Below are 23867 nucleotides of genomic sequence, written 5' to 3' on the forward strand. Positions count from 1 at the left end.
CGAGTACAGCAGCGACCAAAGCTACCGAGGAACGACAGGAGACGCCGATGACCGTGACGATCCGCCCTGCGGAGAAGCGGGACGTACCGGCCCTGGCCGAGCTGATCGAGGAGATCGAGCGGTTCTACGGCACGACCGACACCGGCATCCAACCGCTGGAGGAACGCCACACCCAGGTCGAGGAAGCGCTGTTCGGCTCACCGCCGCTGGCCTCCGCGCTCCTCGTCGAGGACGAGACCGGGGACATCGCCGGTCTCGCCGCCTACTCGTTCCTCTGGCCGGCCGCCGGCTCCTCGCACTCCCTCTTCCTCAAGGAGCTGTACGTCCGTGACACCCTCCGACGGCAGGGCATCGGTGCCCGCCTCATGGACGAACTCCGAGCCATCGCCGCGGCGCGCCACGGGTGCAGCCGCGTGGAATGGATGACCGACAGCGACAACCCGGGAGCACGGGCCTTCTACAAGTCACTCGGGTTCGCCGAGTTCGACGGGAAGATCGTCTACCGGGCCGACTCCGGCACCGCGTGAGGGGGAGGGAGGCCAGTGGCAGAAAAACGCTGCGACGAGTGCGCCAGCAAAATCGTCATCGGACTCGGATGCGAATGCCCGCCGGACTCGTCCGCGTCGGCGCCCCCGCGTTCGGTGGGCACGTTCATGAAGCGGGAGTGGCGTATTCACCCGGATGACACGATCTTGATCTCCCCGGCGCAGTGCGCGCACAGGCCCGGCTGGTGCGGCCACATGACCGAGGACGATGTCCGGCCGCCGCGGTGGGGGTGGATCCCGAATCCTCCGCCCGAGCTCTGGGAACGGTTGAGCAGTGCCGCTCCGGCGACCGCCACCGCGGGCAACGCGAGGAAACGGGCCCTGCGGCGGTGCACCGACTGTGAGGCGAACCTCGCGCAGGGCTGACAGCCGCAACGCCTCTCTGTCTCGCTTCGGTAAGCGCGGCCGTACCCGCCAACGGCCGCGCCACCTGTGTCAGTAGGTGATGACAAGCCGCACGGAAGGCCGGTCGATCACGGCTCCGTCGACGAGGTCGCTGTCCGGCGTGTCCGCGGGGAAGGCGGTGACCACGGGTTCGACTGCCCTGGCCGGGCTCCAGGCACGGATCTGCACGCAGATCCGCTCGGCGAGATCGGCACCTGCCGGTCCGTAGCCGACAGCTCCCAGCCGGAACCGAGGTTCAGCGCCTGAATTTTCGGCGGCGCGCTCCAGGGTGAGGTACGCAATGGAGTCACCCTCTACAAGGGCGGGACTCAGGGCGGGCGAGGCGGGATGATGAAGGCCCGCCTCCATCGCTGCGGGCCTCGCGGTGATGCGGCAGGTCGCTCGCTCGGTGGCGCTCAGGCGCAGCCAAACGCCGTCGAACGACTCGACGGGGCCGACAGTCTCGTCAGTCCACACGACCGACTTCGCTTGGGTGAGAGCGTCGCGCAGGAGTTCCGGGGCGACGGACTGGTCCTCGTCCCAGTAGAGCCTGACGAGCCGGTCGTCGTCGATGTAACCGTTCCGCTCTCCGTCCTGGCCGATCACGGGGAGGAAGCCGCACATCTTGACGGAGTCGGACCGCATCCGGTCTTTCTCGCGTCGGAACGCCACGGACCTGGACAGCCCGCGCCATCGCAGCGGAACCACGAGGCGTCCGCCGACGGCGAGCTGGTCCCACCAGGCCCCGGGAAGGTCCCACATGCCGACGGCGGCGATCATTCGGTCATAGGGGCTGAACTCCGGGGATCCGAGGGCGCCGTCCCTCGTAACCACGCGAACGTCTCCGTATCCGTTCGCGTCCAGCATCCGGCGGGCATAGGCGGTCACGTCCGGGTCGATGTCACACGTCGTGACCTGTCCCGACGGTCCGGTGAGGTGCTTGAGCAAGGCAGCGTTGTAGCCGGTGCCGGCCCCGATCTCGAAGACGTTGTCGCCTTCACGGACAGCAAGCTGGACCAGCATGAAGTGCACGACGTCGGGCTGGGAGGCGCAACTCAACGGGAGTGCGTCCTCGTCGGGGTTCTCCTTGATCGTCACGCTCTTGTTGGCGTACGCCTCCTCAACGGGCGCGTCAGGGAGAAAGGCATGGCGGGGTACGGCCCGCATTGCGGTTTCTACGCGTGCATCGCGGAGGCCGGAGTTGTCCTCCTCCAAGATGGCGTCGACCAGACGATTGCGCAGGTCCTTGGGCGAAGCGCCAGGGGTGGTGTTCATCGCGTCCTTCCGGAAGGAGCCCGGCCATACGTACGGCAGGGGCAGATCGCACTCATTTGCTCTGGTGAGCGGGTGTGGTTCGCAGCATCATCCCGACAGAAGCAGGCAGCGGTCCCAGGGGGCGGTGATCGCCGAGTTCACGGGGTCGGTGAGGCGGACCAAGTGAATGCCTGCCGTGCCTTCCATGAGGCCCGTGCCTTCCGGCAATCCTTGGTGGTCCAAGTACTCGTAGAGTCGGACATGCAGGTGGGGCAGGTACGCCGTGAGTTCATCGTCGACGGCGTCGGCGGCGGCACGGGAGACGGTCTGTATCAGACCCGCCCAACCGTGGCAGACGGATGCACTGGTGAGCTGGGCCAATTGCTGGTCGTCGGACAGGCAACCAGCCAGAGCCTGTTCGGCCTGGCGCTGACGGTCGCGGTCGTCGAGGGCGATGCCGGCGAGTTGTTGGGCGCGGGCGATGCCAGGGGTGCCGTAGCACCAAGACGGCCGTGTCGGACCTGGAAGCCGGAGCTCACCGCATCGATATTCGGCTCTGTTGATCAGGGCCGGCCACCAGGCGCGTGAGCCGGTACCGGTACGCCAGCGGTCAAGCCAGTCGCAGATCCGGGTGATCGCTTCCGTCTGTCCAGGAACCGTGTGGCCGTGGCGCAGTGCAGTGGCCAGCAGCGCCAGTGGTCCGGCGATACCGTGGGCGAGGCCGAAGTTGCCGTGTCCGCCGGGCCATCGCGGCGACGGCCGCAGTTCGGGGCTGTCGCCTGTCCACCAGCCGGGCAGGCGTTGCGCGTCGGCGGTGATCGGTTCGGTCAATCGCACCAGGTAGACAAGAGTGTCGCGCAGTTCCGCCTGGTGGCCGCGGTGCAGATGGTACGCGCCCAGCCCGGTCAATCCGCTGATGAGGTCATACTCGCCCAGCGAGGGCAGCGCGCCGCGGTCGATGCGGGCGTGTGCCTGTCTGACTCGTTCGCGTGTGACGCCGACGAGGTGACGGTCCAGGGTCGCGAGGGCGCGGGCGGCGGTGTTCGTGTGCGTGAAGCTGAGGGCGTAGGCGACGGCTGGGGCGCCCTCGTACAGGCCGCATGCTTTGGGGGCGGCCTGGATCGGGCCCTTGACCATAGCGGCGGCCCACGGCCGGAGTGCGTCCCGGTTCTCTTCGTCGATATGGGCCCTGATGGCGTGCAGCAGGGCGACTCCCGCCGCGCCGGAGTACAGCGACTGGCCCCAGCCGGGCCTGGTGGGTGTGGGCGGCGCGTCGTGGTTCATCAGCGGTTCTCCCCCGGCCAGGCGGACCACGCCACGGTGGACTGACGGGCCAGGCGACAGCAGATCCTCTCGTCCTCCCGGTCCAGGCCGCGCAGGCGGTTGTGGTGCATGTGGAGCAGGGACTCAAGGACAGCGTCGAGGTCCATGCTCTCGGCGAAGCACTCGCGATAACGCGCCAAGGCCGCGGCGCGGCGGTGCCACGCGCGGGTGAGCACGTCGCCCCAGCCGCGGTCCCGAGGCGTACTGCGGCGAACGAGCTCAACGGCTTGGTCGCTGACATCTCGCTCGACGCCGACCGGGCTCGCGGGGTGGTCGGCCATCCACCGCATGCCCTCTTCAGCGCCAAGCATTCCGCAAGCGATGTCCACCATGCCGGTCGCGGCCAGCGCACGTCCGTCGATGCCGTGAGCTCCCGGGCCCCGCAGGGCGGCGACGGCGTAGGCCGAGTCTGCCGTGAACACCGCCTCGGCACTGCGCAGGGCGGCGCCAGGGCCGTAGCGGCCGATCTCCGGGGTGTACGTGTCGAACACGAGCCTGCTGCTGAGCCCCTCGCGGCGCAGCCCGGCGGCCCATCGCGCGACCGACTCGGTGTGGGCGGCGTACTGTCTGGGGCCGCAGGTGCGAATGCGCAGGCGCAGATGGTCGAGGTCATGCGGAGTCCGGTATCGAACGAACCACCACTCGGGTGAGTCCTCGAGTTGGGCAACGAGCCGCGCGAGGTGGGTGCCGATCAGCTCCTCAAACTGGCCGGGGTGGGTATAGATCTTCGCATTCAGCCAAGGTGCGTGCACCGCACCCGGTACGGGCCCGAGGGTGCTGTTGGTAAGCACGGGGAGAAATCCGGAGAGCGGGTCACGGGCCGGCGGGCGGGTGCTGGTCATCGGCAGGGCGATCTCGTGGACGTGGCCGCCGATCCAGCCGTAGCTCTCCTCGGTCGGCGCCTCGGTGAGCACGGCGTGGCTGTCTCGGTCCAGGTGGGCGCGCAGGACAGCGGCGTGTGCGGGAACATCGAGTTGCAGCCGCCGTGTCCGGTCGTCCGTTCCTGCAGCGCGGGCCGGTGCCACGGTGAGCGTGAAGTCCCCGCGCTCCAGGGCGGACAGGCTATCGGCGTGTAGGCGCGCGCACATCTCCACGTGGGGCGGTGCCTCCTGGCCGGTCGGCGCCTCGTCGGCCAGGCGGTCGATTAGGTCATCGGTGAGGATGATCTCCCTGCTGCCGTCGGCCAGTGCCTGCCAAGCCAAGGCCAGCAGCCGCTCGTCACGCTCGGAGACCGCCGGCGGGGGCGCCGTCATGCGGCTGCCGGGGTACTCGGCCGGGTAGCCGAGCCCGGACACCGGGTCGACGACCTCCTTCACCGGCACGAGCGTGCCGGTGCCGTACCGCTCCCAGAAAGCGACCTGGTACTCCTTCCACACGCCCTGGCCCGTCGGTAGGCGCGTGAGCCGCAGCAACACGTCGGCAGCCCTCTCCATGTCGCGCGCCACGCTCTCGGGGATCCGCACCTCGGCGTCCAACAGCAGGTCGACGGCCAGCGGGCTGCGGCCCGCGTCGGAGAGCCGACGCAGCCGACCCGTGAGTTCCTCCCGGGCCGTCCCCTGCGTGCTGGCCGAGCGCCGGTTGTGCTCGTGCACAGCGCGTTGCACCGCTTCCAACTCGTTCATGACCTGAGCGGCCTGGGGCACCGTGCGCGCGTCCACGCCGTGCAGCCGCTCGATCAGGCGGGAAAGGGGATCGGTGTCGGTCATCGGCGCGCGCAAACTGGTGATCAGGAACTTCTCGCGGACCAGCGAGCCGAGCAGTGTGCCGATGTTCTGCGGCTCGGTTCGGGGAAACGAGACTGCCAATTGCTCCGCAAGGGCGGCGAAGCGGACCGGTCCGCGAGCGAGGTCCTCGACCACGCGCACCGCGCTCGTACGCCGGACGGTGGCACCCATCGGTCCGCCGTGCGGGACGTGCAGGCGTCCGCCGCGGTGCGCCGCAAGGTTGTTCAGGACCACGTCCAGGCGTTCCAGCAGGTCTGGGCATGCTTCCAGGCGGACGATGACGTCGTCCAGCCACTCGGTGTCCACCCGCGCCACGGCCCGGTGCGCGTCTCCCCACCTCGCGTTAGGCGTGGAACCCACGCTGACCGGTGCCACCCCGGCGAAGAGGCCGAACGGGGTCGGTCGCCCAGCTGCGCGCAGTACATAGCGGACGGTGGCCATGGCAACGCGCCGGACCTGCTTGGGGCGTACCTGCTGCCCGGAGCAGATCGCGTCGACCCGCGTGGCGAGATCGCCGCTCGCCTGCCGGACGGCGTCGGCGAAGCGCGTATCGGCCCACACCTGCTTCAGCCACCTGCCGCACGCGTCTGTATCGGTCGGCTCCGGCCACCATCCCGGCAGACTCGTGAGCGCGGTCGCGGCAGCCCGGAGCAGGACCGTGCCCGTGTGCTGGTAGAGCTTTCCGTCGCTTCCCATTCAGTGCCTCCCCATCAGTTCTGTGACCGGACGGGGCCGGGAGCGACAGCACCCCCGACCCCGTGTACGAGCTGCTGTCAGACGGCGCTCGCGCAGGACGAGGCACAGGACGGCTTGCATCCGTCACCGGTGCCGCACGCCCTGGGAAGCAGATCGGCGCCGACCTCCGTGACGATGGCCAGGTCGATGTCGAACGGATCGGCGGGCGCCTCGGGGACGGCCGTCGCAACGGACGCCTCGGTGGTGGCCGTCGTGATCGGGCTGAGTGCGGTTGCGGTCATCGCATTTCCTCTCTTCGGAAGGATCCGAACTGTTCGTCGTGCTGCCCGGCCGGTGTGCGGATTCGCCGCGCGGCCGGGGTCTTGCGTTCGCACCCTGCGGTGCGCCCCTCTCCGGCTGATCAGAGTCCGCGGGGGACGTAGATCCGGAGCATCCGAAGAGGGGAGCCAAGAACGCGGACCAGCACTACCGGATACAGCCCGCGTAGAACGTGGCCAAAGTCGCGCCGGTCACCAGAACAGGCAGGAACAGCACCTGAAACGCGTCAAAGCCGAACCGGCCGATGTACTTCGCCAGATGCCGCAGCGCCCGTCCGATCTGACCCAGCAGGGGCCGGAAAGACCGTTGCCGCCTGGTGGTCATCACGCCGCCGACCTCCGCAAGACCGCGGAATCGGCGGCGTCGACGACCGCCCACGACGTCGTGATCACCGCACCGTTCCGAGCCTGCCAGGCAGCGAGGTTCGCCCTGTCCGCCTCCAGATAGCCCAGCATCACGAACAGCGGGGCGACGATCCCGGCCGCCCTCCCCTGCTCGACCGCGTCAAGAGCGTTGCGCCAGCCCTCGCACTGGGCGCGGCTCTCGAACGGTGCCGCCCGGTCCCTCTCTGTCAGCCTTGGGTGAGACGCCCTGCTTCGTCGGGTTAGCCTGAGAGGGCACGACAGGAGAACCACCCCCTCATGACCAGCACCACCCCCGCCGAGTCCGATCCGGCTCCCCGGCCGAAGCGCCGCACCTTCAGCCCGGAGTACAAACTGCGGATCGTGGCCGAGTACGACGCCGCCCCGAAGAACGAGAAGGGCGCAATCCTGCGCCGCGAGCGGCTGTACCACTCGCACGTCAAGGAATGGCGGGCCGCGCGGGATGCCGGAGCCCTGGAGAAGCTGATCGACAAGCGCACCAGTCCGGCCCGGCCGAAGAAGCCGGCTGCCGAGGCGGAGAACGAGAAGCTGCGCCGCCAGGTGGAACGGCTGGAGAAGGAACTGGCCCGGAACAAGGCCGCGTTGGAAGTCATGGGAAAAGCTTCCGCGCTCTTGGAAATGATCTCCGAGGGCGCGGACTGAACGCTGCCATCGGCCCGGTGGCCGACGACGCATTCACCGGCGTCCAGGGCGAACTGGGCATCACGGCCGCGTGCCGGCTGACCGGCCGCTCCCGGGCCACCCACTACCGCCGACTGCGGCCCCCACCCGAGCGAAATCCCAGAAAACCGCAGGTCCAGCCCTCATCCCTCACACCCGAGGAGCGGGCGGCGGTCCTGGAGCTGATGAACAGCGACGAGTACGCCGAGCTGCCGCCCGCGCAGATCTGGGCCCGTGAGCTGGATGCCGGGCGCTACCACTGTTCCGTCTCCACGATGTACCGGATCCTGCGCGCCAAGGGGCAGTCCGGCGAGCGCCGCCGCCAGGCCACCCACCCGGCGAAGACGGTGCCCGAGCTGGTCGCCACCGGGCCCTCGCAGGTGTTCACCTGCCGAGTAGCCGGGAGGAATCTCACCTCCCGGCCCTCACAGAACCGTGCGTAACAGTCTCCCGTTACACGGCTCTTGTCGCCCTGATCATCAGACCATCCAGAGCGCCATCGTCACGCGCCAGTGCGCGAACATGCCGGGGTATCGCTTCGCGATCTCCTGGAACTTCGCGATGGCCTTGCGCTTCGGCGCCAGCCGCTTGTACTTCTGTCGGATCCAGCGCACCAGATAGGCGTTGATGCGCCTCAAGACCGGGTTCATCTCCCACGGCCGGAAGCGGCCGTAGTAGTTGACCCAGCCCGCCACCACAGGATTGATCCTGCGGGCGAGCTGCACGAAGGACAGGTCGGAGCGGGTGTGCAGTCGCCAGGACCGCACCTCCTGCCCCATCCTTTTCAGGGCTTCCTTGCTGACGGCCGGCGTGAACGACAGGAACTGAGCGCCCCGTCGGTCACGGCCCATCCTGGCGCGGAAGGTGTAGCCCAGGAACGTGAACGCCTCGTGCTCATGCGAGCCGCGGCGCTTGTCGTCCTTGCAGTACACGATCCGGGTCTTGTCCGGGTGCAGTTCCAGCCCGACCTCGACCATCCTGTTCCGGAGCGCGTCGAGGACCTCGCGGGCCTGACGCTCCGTGACGCAGTGCATGACCGCGTCGTCGGCATACCGCTCGAACTGGATGGTGGGGAACTCCCGGTCCACCCAGGTGTCGAACGCGTAGTGCAGGAACAAGTTCGCCAAAACGGGAGATACCGGCGCCCCTTGCGGGGTTCCGCGCTCCCGTTGCCGCAGGGCTCCGTCGGGCATGACGAGCGGGGCGGCAAGCCACCTGCGCACGTACAACTTCACCCAGACGGCGTCGGCGTGTGCTTCCACGGCCTTGACCAGGAGGTCCCAGGGCACGCTGTCGAAAAACCGAGCGATGTCGAACTCGACTACCCAGTCTCGTTTCCAGCTGCGTTCCTGGCATTTCTCCACGGCGTCCAAGGCCGACCGGCCGGGACGATATCCGTAGCTGTCCGGATGGAATACTGGTTCCACCCGCCGCATGAGATGCCGCGCCACAACGGTCTGCGCCACACGGTCCGCGACAGCGGGAATGCCGAGCATTCTCATGCCACTTCCGTGCGCCTTAGGAATCTGCACCGCACGCACCTGAGGGGGAAAGTAGGAGCCCGACGACATCCGGTTCCAGACCTTATAGAGATTCCCTCTCAGGTCCTTCTCGAAGTCCTCGATGCTCTGCCCGTCCACTCCGGGCGCCCCTTTGTTCGCCTTGACTTCCTCCCATGCTTCCTTGATTTCCCACTTGGAGATTTCAAACGACTTGGTCTTCGACTTCAACTGGCTCACCGAACTCCTCCCGGGATAGCCCCGGTTGATGCGATCAACTCAGTTACGAGCGACCCGCCCCCTTCGCTCCACCCCGATTACAGGGGTTTCAGCACTACTACGGGACGGTCCGCCAGCAGGGCCACGGGTCGGTACTCAGCTCCTGGCAGTTTCTGCTGCTCGGAGTCCTCCCTCTCGCCCACCATCCGGCGGGCAGTACCGGGCCCTGCCTTCTCCTGTTCCGTACGGATGCCGCAGACCGGGCTCACGTCGCCTATATGCCGGACGCCACCTGACCAATAGACGGGCTCCCGCCAGGCTCATCCCGGGATCTATCCCATACCCCGGTTTCGACGTCGTCTGATTGTGTTACGACACGTCAGCAGCGATTCACTTGCGTTCGTCTTCCCGATCCCCACCTGACGCCTCTCACGACGCCTTTTCCTCATCGCTCACCACGACAGTCATTAACTAACGCAGCATGAGGTGGTTTGAAGCCTCCCCCCGCAGGGCGGCTCCGAAGGGCCAAAACCTTCATCATCCGTACAGCACCGCTCCTTGAAGTTGCCTATCGACACTTCCTTTCGCGTTCAGGACACAAGGGACATCACCAAGGCGGCCGGACCGGTCAAGGGCGTCTGGTATCACGCCTACGTCATCATCGACATCTTCAGCCGCTACGTCGTCGGCCATACCGTCGAGCGGGCCGAATCAGCGGTGCGGGCCGAGGAGCTGATCCGCGAGACCACCGCCCGCAACGGCATCGTGCCCGAGACCGTCCACGCCGACCGCGGCACGTCGATGACCTCCAAGAAGGTCTCGCAGCTGCTGATCGACCTCGGCGTCACCCGGTCGCACTCGCGGCCGAAGACCTCCAACGACAACCCCTACAGCGAGGCCCACTTCAAGACCACGAAGTACATGTCCGACTACCCCGAACGGTTCGACTCGCTCGCCCACGCCCGCGACTGGTTCGACGCGTTCATCGCCTACTACAACCACGAACACCGGCACTCGGGCATCGGCTGGCACACACCGGCCAGCGTGCACTTCGGCACCGCCGAGGAGGTCCGCGACCAGCGGGCCGTCACCCTCGCCGAGGCATACGCCCGCCACCCCGAACGCTTCGGCCGCCGCCCCCGACCACCCCAGATACCCCAGCAGGCATGGATCAACGACCCGGCCAAACGCAGGGAACCCGCACCACAAACCTCATAGCGTCACGACCGTCTCACTGGACTTGAAATCTTCCGGGTCGACATACGTCTCGACCGCCTCCCAGCCGGAATCCGCGACGTACCGCCGTGTGCTGGCCACGCTGTGGTCGGCGGCTTCACCGAGCGACGCGGGCAGGCAGGCATACAGCACCAGGCGTGTGCCTGGAGGCACCTCGTGTGGCGTGGTCTGCCTCGCACTGCTGCTCATTCCGCGTTACCTCCAGCCGGTTGGGCCCAGACGCCAACGGCTGGCGCCTCGAAGAAGAGCTTCGCCGGGGGCGGTCGGCGGCGGTACGCCGTCGGCACGCCGTTCGTCCGCCGTCCGGCGGCACGCGAAGAGGCGGAGGTGCGACGTACCGCCGCGGCTCAGGCGTGGTGAGACTTGTCGGTCCAGTGCCTCACGGAAATGAGAAGCGGCGATGGACGCGGTGGACGAAGATCGCCTCTGTAGGCGGACACCAGTACGGTGCCATTGGGTGAAGCTGGCCGACTGCGCCGAGCCTTCGGGCCTTGCGCGCAGGCACGTACGCGAGACCATCGAGGACCTCGCAGCGCCGGAGCGGGTCGACGACGCCGTTCTGGTCGCCTCCGAGCTGGTGAGCAACGCGGTCAGGCACACAGTCGGCGGACCGGACTGCATGAGTGTCGAGGTCTACCGGAACGTGGCGGTACTGCGTGTCCACGACGCGGGACGGGATGTCTCCAGGGTCCGGGCATCGTTCACGGAAGCTACGCTGGATGAGCCGACGGACAGTGGCCTCGGCCTGTTGCTGGTAGGGAAGTTGGCCGACCGCTGGTGGGCCCGGCCGACCGCGATCGGCAAGGAGGTGGTCGCGGTAGTCCCCCTGGACGCCGGTGGGCTACCCGAGCGGGACGTCCTTCCGTACATCCCAGCGGTACGTCCGGCCCTCGCGGCGGAGCTCCACCAGCTGGACCGCAGGCACGGAGAGTTCGACGGCCGGGAGAGCACGGAGCTCTGAGACCGCCTCTACGACGGGGGCTGCGGGGCGTCGGCGGTTGTTGTACGCGAGACTCAGGTGCGGCCGGAAGGCGGACGTCGGCATCTTCGGGGCCAGGCCGACGTTGCTCCCTGCCTCGGCCAGCACGTGGTGCAGTTGGAGCAGGGGATCCCAAGGGCCGAGGGACAGCCGGACGGCGCCTCGGGAGCCGGCCAGCGGTATGGCGCGTACGGAGAACGCAGAGGGCAGCAGTGCCTCGGCGTCCCGCGCCAGCCCGTCCAGTTGGTCGGGGGTGACGACGTCCGGCGAACCCACTCGGGCGAGGGTGATGTGCAGTCCTTCCGTCGGCACGGGGTCGAGGCCGAGGGGCGCAAGCTCCTCCTGGCACTGCCGGGCGAGAGTCGCAAGCGGCTGATCATTGAGGAAGGCCAGCATCCAGTAGTACGCCCGGCTGCCGTCCGACCAGCCGGGGCGTGCCCAGTGGTCGGTCATCTCGTCGATAGTGCTGAACGCCGCCCAGTCGTGGGCCGCGGTGACTGCCTGATCATTCGTGTCGGCGGGGGGCTCGGCAGGAAACGCGGCGGGATCGGCGCTGAGCAGGGGCACCCGGCGTACTCCTTCGGCTTCGCACTGCCCCGGAGCACGACGACACCGGCAGCGTCTACGACGCGGATGACGCCATGGCCAGAGCCGCTGGCTGCGAGCTCCAGGTCCGGAACTCGTCACCATAATCACGTACCGCGGGGTGATCACGCCACGGCCCGACCTGCTCATGCAGGTCACGGGACCGCTGGTAGACGGAGCTGATCGGTGTGAGTCCACACAGCCGCAGAGCTTCACGGCCCAGCGCCATCGCGTGGTCGATGTCGGGCGTGCGCTGCTGCAGCAGGGCTGCGGCGACGTCGAGGCGCACGAGCGAACGGCTCCAGCAGGAGGCTGAGTGCTCCACCAGATCGTCGATGTGCTCGACATCGCGCAGTACCTGCACCGTGTTGCGCAGTGCCACATGTGACGTGACCGCATTGGCCAGTGTCCGGGCCCGTCCATACGGCTCGAAGGAGATACAGGCGGTCAGGCCGACAGGTACGTCGTGGAGATCGGAGAGGCCAAGGGCCTGTCCGATGGCCCGCCCGGCGGCACGCCGGTCACCGGTCTTGCCGAGCGCCCGGGCCCGGCCGTTGACGAGCAGGCGGATGGACTGGGCATGACGTGGGGCGCGCTCGACAGCCGCGGCGGCACAGACGTCCGCCTCGTCGTACCGGCCGGCGTAGTAGAGGCTGAACGAGAGAGTGCCGCACGCCCAAAGCTCTGTTTCCAGGTCACCGATCTCACAGCTGAGCTCCCGGGCTTCGATGCAGTACGCCTCCGAGAGCGCGAAGTCGCCCATATTCACCGCCATGTACCCGAGCAGCCCGGAGGCCTGGGCGGCGAGACGGAAGAGCTCCCGGCGCACGCGAGGAGGCTAGCGTCCGTCGAGGAGGGTGTGGGCGAGCTGCCGCATCCGGCGAGCCTGGGGACGGAGGACGTACGGCCCGTCCTGTTCGTACTGGTGAGTGATGCCCTCCAAAGAGGAGGCGAGGAAGGCGAGCGTCGCGCTGTCGGCGTTGCTGGCCGTGAGCTGCCGGGTCCGAGTGACGATGTCCAGCGGGTTCTCATCGCCCTCGCAGAGAGAAGGAGGGCTCGGCACCTGCTGGTGTGCGCCCGGCTCCGCACCACGGCCGTGGACGGACTCTCCTTCGTACGCCCTGGAGAACAGCTCGGACACGGGTCTACCCAGCATGTGCTCCAGCACCCGGCAGGCGTCAGGGCGGGGCAAAGTCAGCAACTCCCCACCGAACCAGCGGTCGAACTGCCGTGGAGAGACCTGGAGGGACGCCAGACGGGGGTCACGGTCGAGCTCCGCCAGCCGGGCGGAGGCCCGTTCGTACTGGGCAGCGAATGCCTCGTGCGTAGTCAGATGCCGTTGCTGGAGTAGCTGCCGGAACAGCGTTGTCCGTGGCATGGCTCATCCTCCCGGTTCGGCGTGCGGGACCGACGCCGAGGCGCGTCCCGGTGGCGGACTGTTGCAAGGCGTCATCCCTCGGCCGACTGCGGCCCACATCATGTGAACGCGCACTGTGACTACCTGACAGCATGCCGACGCAACAACCAACTAGGCAATATGTCTGCAGAAGTTGACTCGTATGGGTTGTAGAAGCGTCGCCGGTACGGGGAGACTTCCGGCATGGCCTTGAAAAGAAGCCTGGTCCCGCAGTCCGTGTACCGGCGGCAGCTCGCGGCACGGCTGAAGGAGCTGCGCGACGTAACCGGCCTGACCCTCACCGATGTCGCCGATCGGCTGGAGGTCAACCAGGGGTCACTGAGCCGCATCGAGAACGGCGAACGCGGTACGACACCGGTCCTCGTCCGGGCGCTGCTGGATCTGTACGGCGTCGATGACGAGGACCGGCGTGCCGACGTACTTGACCTCGTACGGGCGGACAAGGAACAGCAGAAGCCCTGGTGGCGGAAGTACTCGACCGTGCTCACCCCGACCCGCTACGACGGCTATCTCGCGCTGGAGGCCGGCGCGACACACCTCGCCAGCTACCAGCCGATGCTGGTTCCGGGGCTGCTCCAGACCGAGGACTATGCCCGTGCCGTGATCTCCCAGATGAGGAAGGACCTGTCCCCGCCGCAGGTCGAGTCCCTGGTCAAGGTCCGCATGGAGAGGCAGAACAGCCGCCTGGGCGCTGAATCCCCAGCCCGGCTCTGGGCGATCCTCGACGAAGCGGTGCTGCGCAGAACTGTCGGCTCCGTCGAAGTGATGCGCGACCAGATGCGTAAGCTGGTGGAGGCGAGCGAGCAGCCGAACGTCACCGTGCAGCTACTGCCGTTCTCCCTCGGAGCACATCCCGGACTGTACGGTCCGTTCGTCATCCTGACTCTCCCGGACACCGCGCCGGACCTGGTGTGGCTGGAGAACCCCAAGAACTCCGTGTACCTCGAGTCCCCGGAGGACGTGGACAACTACACGGAGATCTTCGACCAGTTGAGGTCATCCGCTCTGGACCCGTCGGAGACCCGTACCCACATCGCACGCATCAGCAAGGAGCTCGAAGAGTGAGCACGACCCGCATGGCCGTCCCGCACGACGTCACGGCAGCACGGCATGACGTCGATCTCACGCACGTGCATTGGCGGAAGAGCTCGTACAGCGGGGGCGCCAACGACTGCGTGGAGATCGCGGAGCTGGACAAACACACTGCAGTGCGCGACTCCAAGGACAGGGACCGTCGTCCGTTGCTGTTCTCGAAGGCGGCAATGCGCGCCTTGGTCATCAGGATCGCCCGCGGGCCCATCGGCGAACGCTGTGTTTAGTAGGAGGGTTGGGACGTCAGGAAGGAACCGGGGTGGTTGCCGTGGTGGCAGGTCCCCAGTGGCTCTTCCCACGCATGGTCCCGGGCAAGCCGATCTCGACGCACGGCATGACCCAGAACCTCAATCGGCACGACATCCCGGTTCGCACCGCGCGCAACGGGACACGATACGGTCATACAAGGCATGGAAGCGCCTGCCCGGCGACTGCTTGGCCGCAGCCCATAGCTTGTGTTGAAGTTCTCGCACGTTATCCCGGACGGTCCTCGTGCACGATGCGGGTGCCCGCCGTCGGGGTGATTGGACCGGGCTGTCCCTGTCATGTCCTTGCGCTTACCTTCTTCGCCAGCGTGAGCAAGGTGAGGGCCCTTCCTTCCCGGCGCGTAATGTTGCACGCCAATCAGTGGTACTACGCCCCCTCGGACTTCCGCTGCGCTCCTGAGGACTTCACCGTCGGCTTATATCTCCGCTCTCTGCCCTGACGACGGGCTTGCACAGACGGGTCTCTCCTGTTCACCACCAGGCCGTGAACGCATGCCACTCCCCATACCCCGGGAGAACCCGGCTGGCTGGCCCCGGAACAGGGTCTGATGCACGATCGCGTGACATCTGAACTGGCTTGCCCTGTGGGGCGGGTGGGAAGGATGTCGCTGTGCCCAAGCCTTATCCGGAAGAGTTCCGCGAGGACGTCGTGCGGGTAGCGAGGAACCGCGGTCCGGGTGTGACGGTCGAGCAGGTGGCCGCCGACTTCGGAGTGCACGCGATGACGCTGTGGAAATGGATGCGTCGCGCGGACATCGACGAGGCGTGAAACCCGGAACGACCAGCCAGGACAACGCGGAACTACGGGAAGCGCGTCGGCGGATCAAGCTGCTGGAGCAGGAGAACGAGGTCCTGCGCCGGGCCGCGGCCTACTTGTCGCAGGCGCATCTGCCGGGAAAAAGATCTACCCGCTCGTGAAGGAGCTGGCCACGGGCGGGGTACCCGTCGCGGTCACGTGTAGGGTCCTGAAGCGGGCCCGCCAGCCTTACTACCGCCGGCTGGACCAGCCGGTGACCGACGCCGAGTTCGAGCAGACCACTCGCGCGAACGCGTTGTTCGACGCTCACCGCGAGGACCCGGAGTTCGGCTACCGGTTCCTGGCCGACGAGGCCCGCAGCGCGGGGTCCGGCCTGGCCGACCGGACCGCGTGGCGGATCTGCCGGGACAACCGCTGGTGGAGTGTGTCCGGCAAGAAGCGCAGCAGGACCAGGAAGGCCGGCCCGCCGGTGCACGACGACCTGGTCCGCCGTGACTTCACCGCGGATGGCCCCAACCGCCTGTGGCTCGCCGGCATCACCGGACACGCCACCAGCGGAGGCAAGGTGTATCTGTGCGCGATCAAGGACGTCTTCAGCAAGAGGATCGTCGGCTACTCGATCGAAACGCGGATGAACTCCCGCTTGGCCGTCACAGCCCTGAACAACGCTGTTGCCCGGCGTGAAGGCGTCGCCGGGCGCATTCTGCACAGCGATCGCGGATCGCAGTTCCGGTCACGGAAGTTCGTCCGGGCCCTCGACCGGCACCGGATCGTCGGCTCGACAGGGAGGGCTGGGGCGGCAGGCGACAACGCGGCCATGAAGTCCTTCTTCAGCCTGCTGCAGAAGAACGTCCTCGACCGTCGGGCGTGGGCCACCCGCGAGGAACTGCGGATCGCGATCGTGACCTGGATCGAGAGGACCTATCACCGGCGCCGCAGACAGACCTCGCTCGGCCTGCTGGTCCTATCGAATTCGAGACCGTCATGACCACACCGGCCCTCCAGGCCGCATGACCGAACCTGTCACCCAAACCTGCAGCAGACCCACAGGGCCCGCCGAACATGGCCTTCGCCGTGATATGAGCGGCTCGGCTTCCCCACCGTTGGTTTGTCGAGGCTGCAGGATTCGCTTGATGCTGCGGCCCGCGTTCTTGCTCCCTCCGAAGAGGCTCTTGACACCACGCTCGGCCCGCCGGATCTCTCCGACAAGCTGGGGCCTGCTACCGGACGCTCCGGCGCCTACCCGACCGGGACTCGCACCCGCAGGTCTGATGGAGCTTTCAAGACGCACCATGGAACGCACTCTAATAGAGGGGCTACTTCGCCCCGAAGCAACCTTGGCAGCACATGGGTCGCCAGGTCATTGGGCAGTTCCGGCTACGCGAGTTGCGGCCCGGCCGAAGCTGACGGCTTCGAGGGACGCCTCCAGGGCGGCGGAGAACTCCAGTTCTCTGTGATGCCGAGAGGTCCACCGCTGCCAGCGGGACGGGTGCCTCGGCCCATCGCCAACCTGAAACGCCTGACAGCCCGAGGCGACGAGCCTTTCAGCCACCCACTCCACTTGTTCGCGATGGTACTTCCGTGCCGCACCGGTCGGTTCGGAGATGCCGTAAGCCAGCAGCACTCCATCACAGACAGAGAAAGCTGGTTCCAACTGCTGTCTAGCCTGGGCCCATCCGGCTGGGGTTGCACCGAGTGTCGAGATGTCCGTGACGGCGCCTGAGGGCACGGCGAAGAGATTCCTGATCGTCAACGTCTCGAAGCCGAGAAGGCCACGGGCCAGCCCAACCCTCGCTCTGGTGCGCTCGCCGCTCCCCAAGGGCGGATTGGCGAGGATGCACAGCAGCTCCCGCCTCGGAAGCACCTCGTCAGTCGGTGCCGTCATTCGCATACAGGATGTCGGCAATGCGGGTGACTTCGCTGTTCCGAACATCCTCTGCGAGCTTGACCAGGCCGAGACTCATGAGGGTCTCGGCAACCTCGGCTGGGTCATCGCATGTCGGGTGGAATGCACGCACTAGGCCAAAGAGCTCCCCACTTGGGTCGAAGGAGCCGACGTTCATGTTCTGCCCGTCGCCGGCGCGGCCGAAATCGCTTCCGCGTACCGGTTCGAGATTGAGCCGAAGGGCGTAGGCGAGACCCAGGCGGACCAACTGCTGCTTCTCTCGGAATGGGTATCGGGCGCTGATCTCGTCTCGAGCAATCTCAGCGCGGCCAGTGAGGGCGATGTTCACGCGTCCGCGCGTGGTGGTGTCAGACACTCCGAAGCTCCTGGATGTTGGTCTCGTGCGCGGACGCTCCGCGAGACAGCTCAAACTCGGCCAGCATTCGGCCCCGGAGCAGTTCTCGGGCAGTCTCTCGGGGGAGCTCACGCTCGTGAACCAGAAGGAACACCTGAGAGCTGAGCTTGTCGAGGTTGGCGACGACGCCGTCAACGTGGTGGTCGTCGAGGCGTCCGAACGGAGAGTCCATAACGAGTGGCCCGCTGATGGGGGAGCTGGCCTGCAGGCCACCCAGGAGTGACAGCGCGACTAGGTGCTCGTAGCCAGCGCTCCGGTGCTTTACGGGGGTTCCGGATCGGTCAAGGATGCGCAAGCCGTAGGACTCGTTTATCGCAAGCTTCACGTAGTCACTTTCGGATCGCATACTCTGGAAGAGCTCGGTGGCCTTCTCCTGGATGCTTTCCTTGAGTTGGTCGCGATAGATCACGATCGCCTTCTGGTAGAGCTCCGCGAGGGCCTCAGCAGTCCGCTGCCGCTTGTAGACACCCGGGTCAGCCTGACCCGCGCCTGTCTTGCGAATCTGCTCTTCGAGCTTCGCGACATTCTTTTTGGCCTGCTCGTACTTCTCCCGCTCGGCCTTCCACGCAGACTTTGCCTGTTGCAGGAGAATGCTGACGTTCTTGGAGCGCTGGACGAGCTCGGTGAGCCCGGTGTCCTGCCCCTTCAGCTTGTCCTCGAAGTCGTCGAGATCCTCCTGGTAGTCCTCAATTTGCTGCTGCAGGCTCAGGTAGTCATCCTCGACGGACTTCAGGTTGGCCCGAAGCTCGTGTCCTCGGCCGGACTCGCGCAGCCGCTTGAGGCTCGTCTTCAGCGCTGCCGTCTGATCCTCCGTGGCGCTCAGTTCGCTTGAACCAGCGCTCTGGAGGTGTCGCTCGAGGGCAGCACGGTTGTTGGCATCCAGGCTGGACTCACACACCGGGCAGGAATCCTCCCCTCTGGCCTTGAAGTGACGGGTGAGGATGGCGGCGAAGCGCAGTTCATCCAGCTGCTCTTCGAGAGACTCAAGCGCCTTGGTGTCCTGTTCGATGCGGGCCTCGATCGGCTCCACGAGCACCGCCCTCCACGACTCGGCAAGAAGGTTCTCGAACTTTTCCTTGGCCGAGTCGCGCTGAACCTCTGCCCGCTGGAGGCGCTTAAGAGTCTCGTCACGCCTAGTCTTTATCTCGAGCTTGCCTGACTGCTCCGCCATCTGCTGGTCAAGCTGGCCCGACTCAGCCTCCAGGTCCTTAGCCTTCTGGTCCTCCGACTCGTAGTTCTGGCGAAACGCACGGAGACGAGTCTGCTCAACATCAAGAGCCTGGCCGAGCTTCTTCGTCTTCGAGTCCCGCTTCGCAGCAGCAGCGACCAGCTCGCCGGCGCGCTCAGCCACCCGAGCACTGTCTCGTGCCGCGTTCTCCAGAATTGGAAGCCCGAGGATGCGTTCAATGGCATCGCGGAGCGTGGTGCCCGCGGTGCTGTCGTCATCGAGGAGCATTTCGTACTGGTCGAGGAGCTCTCCGTCGAACAGGAAGAACTGCTCAATCTCCCTGGGCATCAGCTCAGTCACCTTGCGTCCAGCATCGGCGGTGCTCAGGGCGACCGCATCACGGCGCAGCGTGAGCTCAGTGGAGTACTCCTCCCCCTTGCGGGTGAGGGAACGAGTAAGATCCCACTGCGCGCCCTCCGCTTCGAACTCGAGGCGGACACGGCAGCGGACTGACACGCCGGACGCCTCCCCGAGGGCGACTTTGTTGGTGATGTCCTCGGGCGGCAGCGGGCGGGTGCTCCGCTTGCGAACTTCACCGGTCCAGGCCCAACGGAAGGCGTTGAGCAGGGACGTCTTGCCCTTTCCGTTCCGACCGTAGAGGACGACCACGCCGTCCTTGTCAGGGATGTTGATCACCTGCTCGCCCTTGAAGACGAGGAAGTTCTCGACGGTGAGCTTCTGGTACCTCAAACCTCAATACTCCTGTCCAGGTGCTCCTGGATGGCGCGGGCCACGGCTTCCTGCGCGCGGGGCCGATCATCAACGTACTGCTTCTCGATTTCCACGATTTGTTGAACCAGCGCTGGATCGACCCTGTCGTCAAAGAACCGTGAACGCACCGACTCGACCACTTGGGCAAGGTTGTCTCGCATGAGCTCTACTCCTACTACAGGGGTGCTTGCGTTCACAGTGCCGAACGAAGTAGGTGAAGCCACAGGTTAGTTGTCCGCCTCCTCGCCGGAACCGAGATACTCATATAGTGTCTCAAGATCCCCGCCGAGCCCCACAACTAGCCGTTCTAGCGGGTCACGAGCATCACTATTCAGGGCATCTCGGGCGAAGTTGCCCGCACGGGCTAGCTCACCCCGCAGCAGCGACATCCCTGACGTTTCATCGAGGGTCTCGGGCTGCAGGATCGCGTCGTAGATGGTGGCGAGGCTCTTCCCTTCGACCTTGCGCAACACGCGCCCTCGGCGCTGGATGAACTCTCGGGGGTTCCTGGACGATGCCAGGATCAAAGCGTGGTCCGCGTTGGGGATATCGACGCCTTCGTCCAAGCACTTGATCGAGACGATCACGCCACCGTTTTCATCAAAGTGCCGCAGCGTTGCAGCCTTGTCTCCCGGCATGTCCGAGTAGTATTCGTATGCGTCGATCCCTGCAGAACGCAGGGTGTCAGCGATGTCCTGCATCTGGTCTTTATCGTCGCAGTAGATGAGCCAACGCTGCCCGAGCTTATAATTGTTGGTCACGACCGAGCGAGCTAGGGGCGTCTTGCCCGAAGCTTTCTTAGCGATCCGAGCTCGCTGCATCGTCAGTGTTCTGATGCGTTCCAACTGGCTATTGGTGGCACCACCAAACGAGTTGTGGGATTGGGCGACGAGCCGTCCGATCTTCTTGCTCAATTCGTCCCAGTCATCCTGCTCCTGCGGGCTGAGCCGGACAAGCTGCGGATAGTAAAGGTAGTTACAGAGGGAGCCGGCCTTCAAGGCGTCCCTGAGCGTGTAGCGGTGGATGACCCCACCGAAGTAGTCGAGGATTGCCGAGGTACCTTGCTGATCTCCCGCACGCTCTGGCGTCGCCGATAGCCCTAGGCGTGCTGCGGCATTAATCTCCAGAACGTTCCGGTACGACACAGCACCCAGGCGATGAACCTCATCGCCAACGAGCAGGAGGCCCTTGGCGCGCGAAGCCTGGTTCACGAAAGGCTTTTGAGCTGCTGTGGGAGCGAGGGCGACCACCACGCGCTCCGAGGCAGGCTGTGTCAGCCAGGTATGAAGTCTCGTCTTCCAGGCGAATTCACCGTCGCCGCACAGATGCACCCGGCGACCCGTGTCCTCGATCTGTTCCTTCCACTGGCGTGCGACCAACCGCGAAGGGGCAACTACGAGTGCGGGCCCTTCGTGGCCGACGATCGCGGTGATGCCCGTAACCGTCTTGCCTGACCCAGTCGCGTGGGCGAGGATCCCTCGCTTACCGTGGCGCTCCCACTCGTCGAGTCCTGCAATCTGCTGCTCTCGGAGGGGCCGCCCGTCTGGCGTAGTACGGATGACAAGGTCCGGCTCGATCCCCACAGTGATCTCAGTCGCGAACTCACGCCAATCAACGCCGTCTGCCTGAGTCTGTAGCCAGTGCCGAAAGGGCGCGGGGAGGGCAAGGACTTCAACCCCTTCACTCTTGCCGACCCAGAGCTCCTCAAAACGTTCGGTGGATCGCTGGACCCTGATGCTGTCGTTGCGGCCCGTCCAGCTCGTCCACGCGTCGAACGACTCGACGTTACCGTCCGAGGCGATGCCGAAGTGGGTCTCGTTCAAAGATCCACGGAAGCCGATGCGCTGCCCATCCGCATCAGCGAAAAGTCCCACCTTGTCGTGAAACATACGCCGATCGTCGAGTGAGGCGTTGGCGACCCGAGCGAGGCGGATGTCAAGGAGTCTTTCGGAGATCAATGCGGCGAGAGCGAGCGCTGGCTTGCGAAGCTGGTCGGTCGCAAGCAGCGCATTGAACTCGGCTTGCAGCACGGCAGCGAGAGAGCCGTCGTCTCGAGCTTCATAGCCGCGTTCGATGCCCTGTGCGTCCTTCTCGGTGACGCGGGGCGAGCAGAGAATGCGCATCCTTCCGCCGCGGTCCACGAAGTCAGGTAGTGCTTCCCAGTACAGCGCCAGAGCGCTGCTGGCGAAGAAGCCGGTAATCCGGTCGTAGGTGACGGCTTCTCTGAGAGCGCGCAGGTAGAACTCGCTGAGGATATCCTCCCTATCGCTCGCATACTCCGGTTCGGGAGTCCATCCTGACTTACCCCAGCCGTCATCACTCACGAGATGAGCCTCTCGATTGACAGTTGCCAACGCAGCTCTAACGCCTCCGGCAGGGTGTCTGGACGCGACGCGATTACAGTCTCTGACTCGTCAGTGCCGCGGAGCTTCCTTGCCTGACGAGCCACTCCCGCAGACATCGCCTCGAACAAAGTGTCCTCGAGAATTTGGACCCCCTTTGAATGAGGGATGCCTTTCCCAACGTCGTGGGCGTCCGCGTCCCACAGTGCAAAGACCTCCAAGTTCGGTTCGTAACCTGCGAGGACTAGGTACGCGTCGTCGGTGGTGTCAAAGTGCCGACCCTTGTTAGGCAGGATGATCTGGATGCGGTAAGCACCCTCTTGCCGCTCCGACGGATGGGTCGTCATCGTGTACAAGTAGACGCGCATGAGAGGAGGCAACGGAGCTGCTGTGTGTAGGTCGAACGGCTTCTTGTCAAGATCCAGGGTGTCGTCAGGGCTGCAGCAGTTTGCGAGGGAAGCAGCGAAAAGCCGGTTTGCGAGGCGAGTGCTCGCACCAGCTCTGGACCGCCTCACCATGGGCACCAGTGTGCCAAACGACTCGGGGAACAGAGTGAAGTCATCCTCAGGGTGCGCTGTCACGGCCTACTCCGCCGTGACGTCTTCTGCCGCAAAGGTCGTTCTGTAGAACGCCTCGAACTCTGTGAGCGCGGAGTGGGCCTGATCCGCGAGCTTCCTCGCATTGTTGAGCCGGCGCTTCGCGGCACGGCGTGCTGTGGCAGCGTCGTCGACCCACGCTTGGGCACGCTCCAGCGCAGCAGCCACAGCCTTCTCAGCGTCCGCATCGAGAGTCACAGCAAGGCCCCTCTCAGCTGCCGACCTGGCTTCCGCAAGGTTCTCGCTCGCACGCAGGAAATCTGCCTCGGTGGCATCCAGAGCCGCTTCCGCAGCCTCTTTGGAAAGTGCTGCCTCTGCGACCGCGGACTGCGAGGCAGCGGTAAGGAGCGGCTGGCCATCGTCCGGCAAGGACACAGACCCTGTCCGTGCCTTCTCATAGAGGGCCTCGGCGTCCTGAGGGCTCATCCCCGGCAAGAACCGCATGATGGAGAGTGCCGCGTAATCCCGGCTCAGTTCGAACGAGTACCACTTGCGGCCAAGTTGTTCCGCGACCATCCCCGTGGTGTTCGAGCCCGAGAAGATGTCGACAACGACGTCACCAGGTTTGGTGAGGAATTCGATGAAAAATCGCGGCAGCTCGCTCGGGAACCGGGCAGGATGCGATTTGATATCAAGCGCCCGACATAGCCGCAGGTAGTTCGAGTTCGACTCCGTGTTGGAAATCTGCAGCAGGTTTGATGGGATGGAACCACCGTTATCATTGCCGAAATGCTTTGAGATCGAATGCTCGCTGGGACGGAGGGTCACCTTGTAGTATTTTTCCGGGTCTTTGAGGAGACGCTTCATGTTCTCCGAGTACGGCAGCAGTACCTGATTGACGTCCGCCTGTGGCCATTCAGTCTTCGAGAACCACCAGACCGTATTTACGGCATCTTTGACCCGGATCCGGCGCTTATTTACCCATTCCAGCGGGCTGGGAAGCTTGGCCGGATTGTACCAGAAGAACTCCTCCGCAAGGTGATACTTCACATCGTCAACGAACTTCAGCAGGACACGATAAGGGTAGAGGGATCGAGTCGGACTGCCTTTGCGGTAAGCGTTGCCGATGTCGACGACGAAGCTCCCGGTTGACTTCAGGACGCGCTTTGCGGCCTCACCGAACTGGACGAGCCAGTCGACATACGCCTCCTGACCTTCGTTGCCGTATGCCTTCTTCCGCTGCAGGGCGAAGGGCGGGCTCGTGACGATCAGGTCCACACTCTCGTCGTCGAGGCCCTGGAGCAGCCTCAGGGAGTCCCCATGCAACTGGGTGCCGTGGGGTGTCGTGTAGACCTTCTGGTCGTCCGTGAAAGTGGTCAACTCGTTCCTTGCCTAGGGCGTGCTTGTCGGAGT

The 23867-nt window shown here is 65.7% G+C and carries 23 protein-coding genes and 1 pseudogene; 8 read left to right on the top strand and 16 right to left on the bottom strand.

Annotated elements, in window-relative coordinates; translation table 11 throughout:
- Positions 1-47 precede the first annotated feature (47 nt).
- Complete coding sequence (gene haaN, locus ACFYPJ_RS35640) at positions 48-527, top strand: cyclophane-containing RiPP N-acetyltransferase HaaN (RefSeq protein ID WP_389025763.1); 480 nt, start codon at positions 48-50, stop codon at positions 525-527.
- A gap of 453 nt (positions 528-980) precedes the next feature.
- Here the strand turns inward: haaN and fxlM are convergent, their stop codons facing one another.
- From fxlM to ACFYPJ_RS35665, 5 genes are all read right to left on the bottom strand, one after another.
- Positions 981-2204, bottom strand: a complete 1224-nt coding sequence (gene fxlM / locus ACFYPJ_RS35645; protein ID WP_389025764.1) for a methyltransferase, FxLD system — start codon at positions 2202-2204, stop codon at positions 981-983.
- An 87-nt stretch (positions 2205-2291) separates the two neighbouring features.
- Entirely contained in the window at positions 2292-3497 is a 1206-nt protein-coding gene (locus ACFYPJ_RS35650; protein WP_389025765.1) for a lanthionine synthetase C family protein, read from the bottom strand.
- Positions 3467-5926 (bottom strand): lantibiotic dehydratase, encoded by a 2460-nt coding sequence (locus tag ACFYPJ_RS35655; RefSeq protein WP_389025766.1) that lies wholly within the window; start codon positions 5924-5926, stop codon positions 3467-3469. The genes ACFYPJ_RS35650 and ACFYPJ_RS35655 overlap by 31 nt, the downstream gene beginning before the upstream one ends.
- Positions 5927-6003: 77 nt before the next feature.
- Positions 6004-6207, bottom strand: coding sequence for an FxLD family lanthipeptide (locus tag ACFYPJ_RS35660; RefSeq protein WP_389025767.1), 204 nt, complete (start codon positions 6205-6207; stop codon positions 6004-6006).
- A gap of 184 nt (positions 6208-6391) precedes the next feature.
- Positions 6392-6571, bottom strand: a complete 180-nt coding sequence (locus tag ACFYPJ_RS35665; protein ID WP_389025768.1) for a hypothetical protein — start codon at positions 6569-6571, stop codon at positions 6392-6394.
- 314 nt (positions 6572-6885) lie between these two features.
- On the opposite strand from ACFYPJ_RS35665, the gene ACFYPJ_RS35670 reads away from it, so the two are divergent.
- Both ACFYPJ_RS35670 and ACFYPJ_RS35675 read left to right on the top strand, forming a co-directional pair.
- Positions 6886-7269: a hypothetical protein gene (locus tag ACFYPJ_RS35670; protein ID WP_389025769.1), complete on the top strand. Its 384-nt coding sequence runs from the start codon at positions 6886-6888 to the stop codon at positions 7267-7269.
- Between the two features lie 17 nt (positions 7270-7286).
- Positions 7287-7730: a hypothetical protein gene (locus ACFYPJ_RS35675; protein ID WP_389025770.1), complete on the top strand. Its 444-nt coding sequence runs from the start codon at positions 7287-7289 to the stop codon at positions 7728-7730.
- Between the two features lie 36 nt (positions 7731-7766).
- Here the strand turns inward: ACFYPJ_RS35675 and ltrA are convergent, their stop codons facing one another.
- Positions 7767-9026: a group II intron reverse transcriptase/maturase gene (gene ltrA / locus ACFYPJ_RS35680; RefSeq protein WP_389025771.1), complete on the bottom strand. Its 1260-nt coding sequence runs from the start codon at positions 9024-9026 to the stop codon at positions 7767-7769.
- 537 nt (positions 9027-9563) lie between these two features.
- Here ltrA and ACFYPJ_RS35685 point away from each other — a divergent pair.
- Positions 9564-10223, top strand: coding sequence for a transposase (locus tag ACFYPJ_RS35685; RefSeq protein WP_389025772.1), 660 nt, complete (start codon positions 9564-9566; stop codon positions 10221-10223).
- On the opposite strand, the gene ACFYPJ_RS35690 is transcribed toward ACFYPJ_RS35685, so the two are convergent.
- Positions 10218-10430, bottom strand: coding sequence for a hypothetical protein (locus ACFYPJ_RS35690; RefSeq protein ID WP_389025773.1), 213 nt, complete (start codon positions 10428-10430; stop codon positions 10218-10220). The genes ACFYPJ_RS35685 and ACFYPJ_RS35690 overlap by 6 nt on opposite strands.
- A 268-nt stretch (positions 10431-10698) precedes the next feature.
- On the opposite strand from ACFYPJ_RS35690, the gene ACFYPJ_RS35695 reads away from it, so the two are divergent.
- The gene (locus tag ACFYPJ_RS35695) at positions 10699-11202 is read left to right on the top strand and encodes an ATP-binding protein (RefSeq protein WP_389025774.1); all 504 of its coding nucleotides are present in this window, start codon (positions 10699-10701) and stop codon (positions 11200-11202) included.
- On the opposite strand, the gene ACFYPJ_RS35700 is transcribed toward ACFYPJ_RS35695, so the two are convergent.
- The 3 genes from ACFYPJ_RS35700 to ACFYPJ_RS35710 are packed head-to-tail and all read right to left on the bottom strand — an operon-like array spanning position 11083 to position 13183.
- Positions 11083-11787 carry a 2'-5' RNA ligase family protein gene (locus ACFYPJ_RS35700; protein ID WP_389025775.1) on the bottom strand — a complete coding sequence of 235 codons (705 nt, stop codon included), beginning with the start codon at positions 11785-11787 and terminating at the stop codon, positions 11083-11085. The genes ACFYPJ_RS35695 and ACFYPJ_RS35700 overlap by 120 nt on opposite strands.
- Positions 11788-11842: 55 nt before the next feature.
- On the bottom strand, positions 11843-12634 hold the full coding sequence (locus ACFYPJ_RS35705; RefSeq protein WP_389025776.1) for a tetratricopeptide repeat protein: 792 nt from the start codon (positions 12632-12634) through the stop codon (positions 11843-11845).
- A gap of 9 nt (positions 12635-12643) precedes the next feature.
- Positions 12644-13183 carry a hypothetical protein gene (locus ACFYPJ_RS35710; protein ID WP_389025777.1) on the bottom strand — a complete coding sequence of 180 codons (540 nt, stop codon included), beginning with the start codon at positions 13181-13183 and terminating at the stop codon, positions 12644-12646.
- Between the two features lie 222 nt (positions 13184-13405).
- Here ACFYPJ_RS35710 and ACFYPJ_RS35715 point away from each other — a divergent pair, with 222 nt between their 5' ends.
- From ACFYPJ_RS35715 to ACFYPJ_RS35725, 3 genes and pseudogenes are all read left to right on the top strand, one after another.
- Positions 13406-14287 carry a Scr1 family TA system antitoxin-like transcriptional regulator gene (locus ACFYPJ_RS35715; protein ID WP_389025778.1) on the top strand — a complete coding sequence of 294 codons (882 nt, stop codon included), beginning with the start codon at positions 13406-13408 and terminating at the stop codon, positions 14285-14287.
- Positions 14284-14541, top strand: a complete 258-nt coding sequence (locus ACFYPJ_RS35720; RefSeq protein WP_389025779.1) for a DUF397 domain-containing protein — start codon at positions 14284-14286, stop codon at positions 14539-14541. The genes ACFYPJ_RS35715 and ACFYPJ_RS35720 overlap by 4 nt, the downstream gene beginning before the upstream one ends.
- A 649-nt stretch (positions 14542-15190) precedes the next feature.
- Positions 15191-16351, top strand: a pseudogene (locus tag ACFYPJ_RS35725) (IS3 family transposase).
- 854 nt (positions 16352-17205) lie between these two features.
- On the opposite strand, the gene ACFYPJ_RS35730 reads toward ACFYPJ_RS35725, so the two are convergent.
- From ACFYPJ_RS35730 to ACFYPJ_RS35755, 6 genes are all read right to left on the bottom strand, one after another.
- Positions 17206-17598 (bottom strand): hypothetical protein, encoded by a 393-nt coding sequence (locus tag ACFYPJ_RS35730; RefSeq protein ID WP_389025780.1) that lies wholly within the window; start codon positions 17596-17598, stop codon positions 17206-17208.
- Positions 17591-19555 carry an AAA family ATPase gene (locus ACFYPJ_RS35735; RefSeq protein ID WP_389025781.1) on the bottom strand — a complete coding sequence of 655 codons (1965 nt, stop codon included), beginning with the start codon at positions 19553-19555 and terminating at the stop codon, positions 17591-17593. Before ACFYPJ_RS35735 ends, ACFYPJ_RS35730 begins: the two co-directional genes overlap by 8 nt.
- Complete coding sequence (locus tag ACFYPJ_RS35740; protein ID WP_389025782.1) at positions 19552-19737, bottom strand: hypothetical protein; 186 nt, start codon at positions 19735-19737, stop codon at positions 19552-19554. Before ACFYPJ_RS35740 ends, ACFYPJ_RS35735 begins: the two co-directional genes overlap by 4 nt.
- 66 nt (positions 19738-19803) lie before the next feature.
- Positions 19804-21900: a DEAD/DEAH box helicase family protein gene (locus tag ACFYPJ_RS35745; protein WP_389025783.1), complete on the bottom strand. Its 2097-nt coding sequence runs from the start codon at positions 21898-21900 to the stop codon at positions 19804-19806.
- Positions 21897-22499: a hypothetical protein gene (locus ACFYPJ_RS35750; RefSeq protein ID WP_389025784.1), complete on the bottom strand. Its 603-nt coding sequence runs from the start codon at positions 22497-22499 to the stop codon at positions 21897-21899. The genes ACFYPJ_RS35745 and ACFYPJ_RS35750 overlap by 4 nt, the downstream gene beginning before the upstream one ends.
- 3 nt (positions 22500-22502) lie before the next feature.
- The gene (locus ACFYPJ_RS35755; protein ID WP_389025785.1) at positions 22503-23834 is read right to left on the bottom strand and encodes a DNA-methyltransferase; all 1332 of its coding nucleotides are present in this window, start codon (positions 23832-23834) and stop codon (positions 22503-22505) included.
- Between the last annotated feature and the right edge of the window lie 33 nt (positions 23835-23867).

Source organism: Streptomyces sp. NPDC006012 (assembly GCF_042871185.1).
Taxonomy (GTDB): Bacteria; Actinomycetota; Actinomycetes; order Streptomycetales; family Streptomycetaceae; genus Streptomyces.

Bases quoted from the DNA above. Each gene is read 5' to 3' on its own strand.
- haaN (WP_389025763.1), top strand. From the start codon at position 48: ATGACCGTGACGATCCGCCCTGCGGAGAAGCGGGACGTACCGGCCCTG.
- ACFYPJ_RS35715 (WP_389025778.1), top strand. From the start codon at position 13,406: ATGGCCTTGAAAAGAAGCCTGGTCCCGCAGTCCGTGTACCGGCGGCAG.
- ACFYPJ_RS35740 (WP_389025782.1), bottom strand. From the start codon at position 19,737: ATGCGAGACAACCTTGCCCAAGTGGTCGAGTCGGTGCGTTCACGGTTC.
- ACFYPJ_RS35660 (WP_389025767.1), bottom strand. From the start codon at position 6,207: ATGACCGCAACCGCACTCAGCCCGATCACGACGGCCACCACCGAGGCG.
- ACFYPJ_RS35655 (WP_389025766.1), bottom strand. From the start codon at position 5,926: ATGGGAAGCGACGGAAAGCTCTACCAGCACACGGGCACGGTCCTGCTC.
- fxlM (WP_389025764.1), bottom strand. From the start codon at position 2,204: ATGAACACCACCCCTGGCGCTTCGCCCAAGGACCTGCGCAATCGTCTG.
- ACFYPJ_RS35710 (WP_389025777.1), bottom strand. From the start codon at position 13,183: ATGCCACGGACAACGCTGTTCCGGCAGCTACTCCAGCAACGGCATCTG.
- ACFYPJ_RS35670 (WP_389025769.1), top strand. From the start codon at position 6,886: ATGACCAGCACCACCCCCGCCGAGTCCGATCCGGCTCCCCGGCCGAAG.
- ACFYPJ_RS35690 (WP_389025773.1), bottom strand. From the start codon at position 10,430: ATGAGCAGCAGTGCGAGGCAGACCACGCCACACGAGGTGCCTCCAGGC.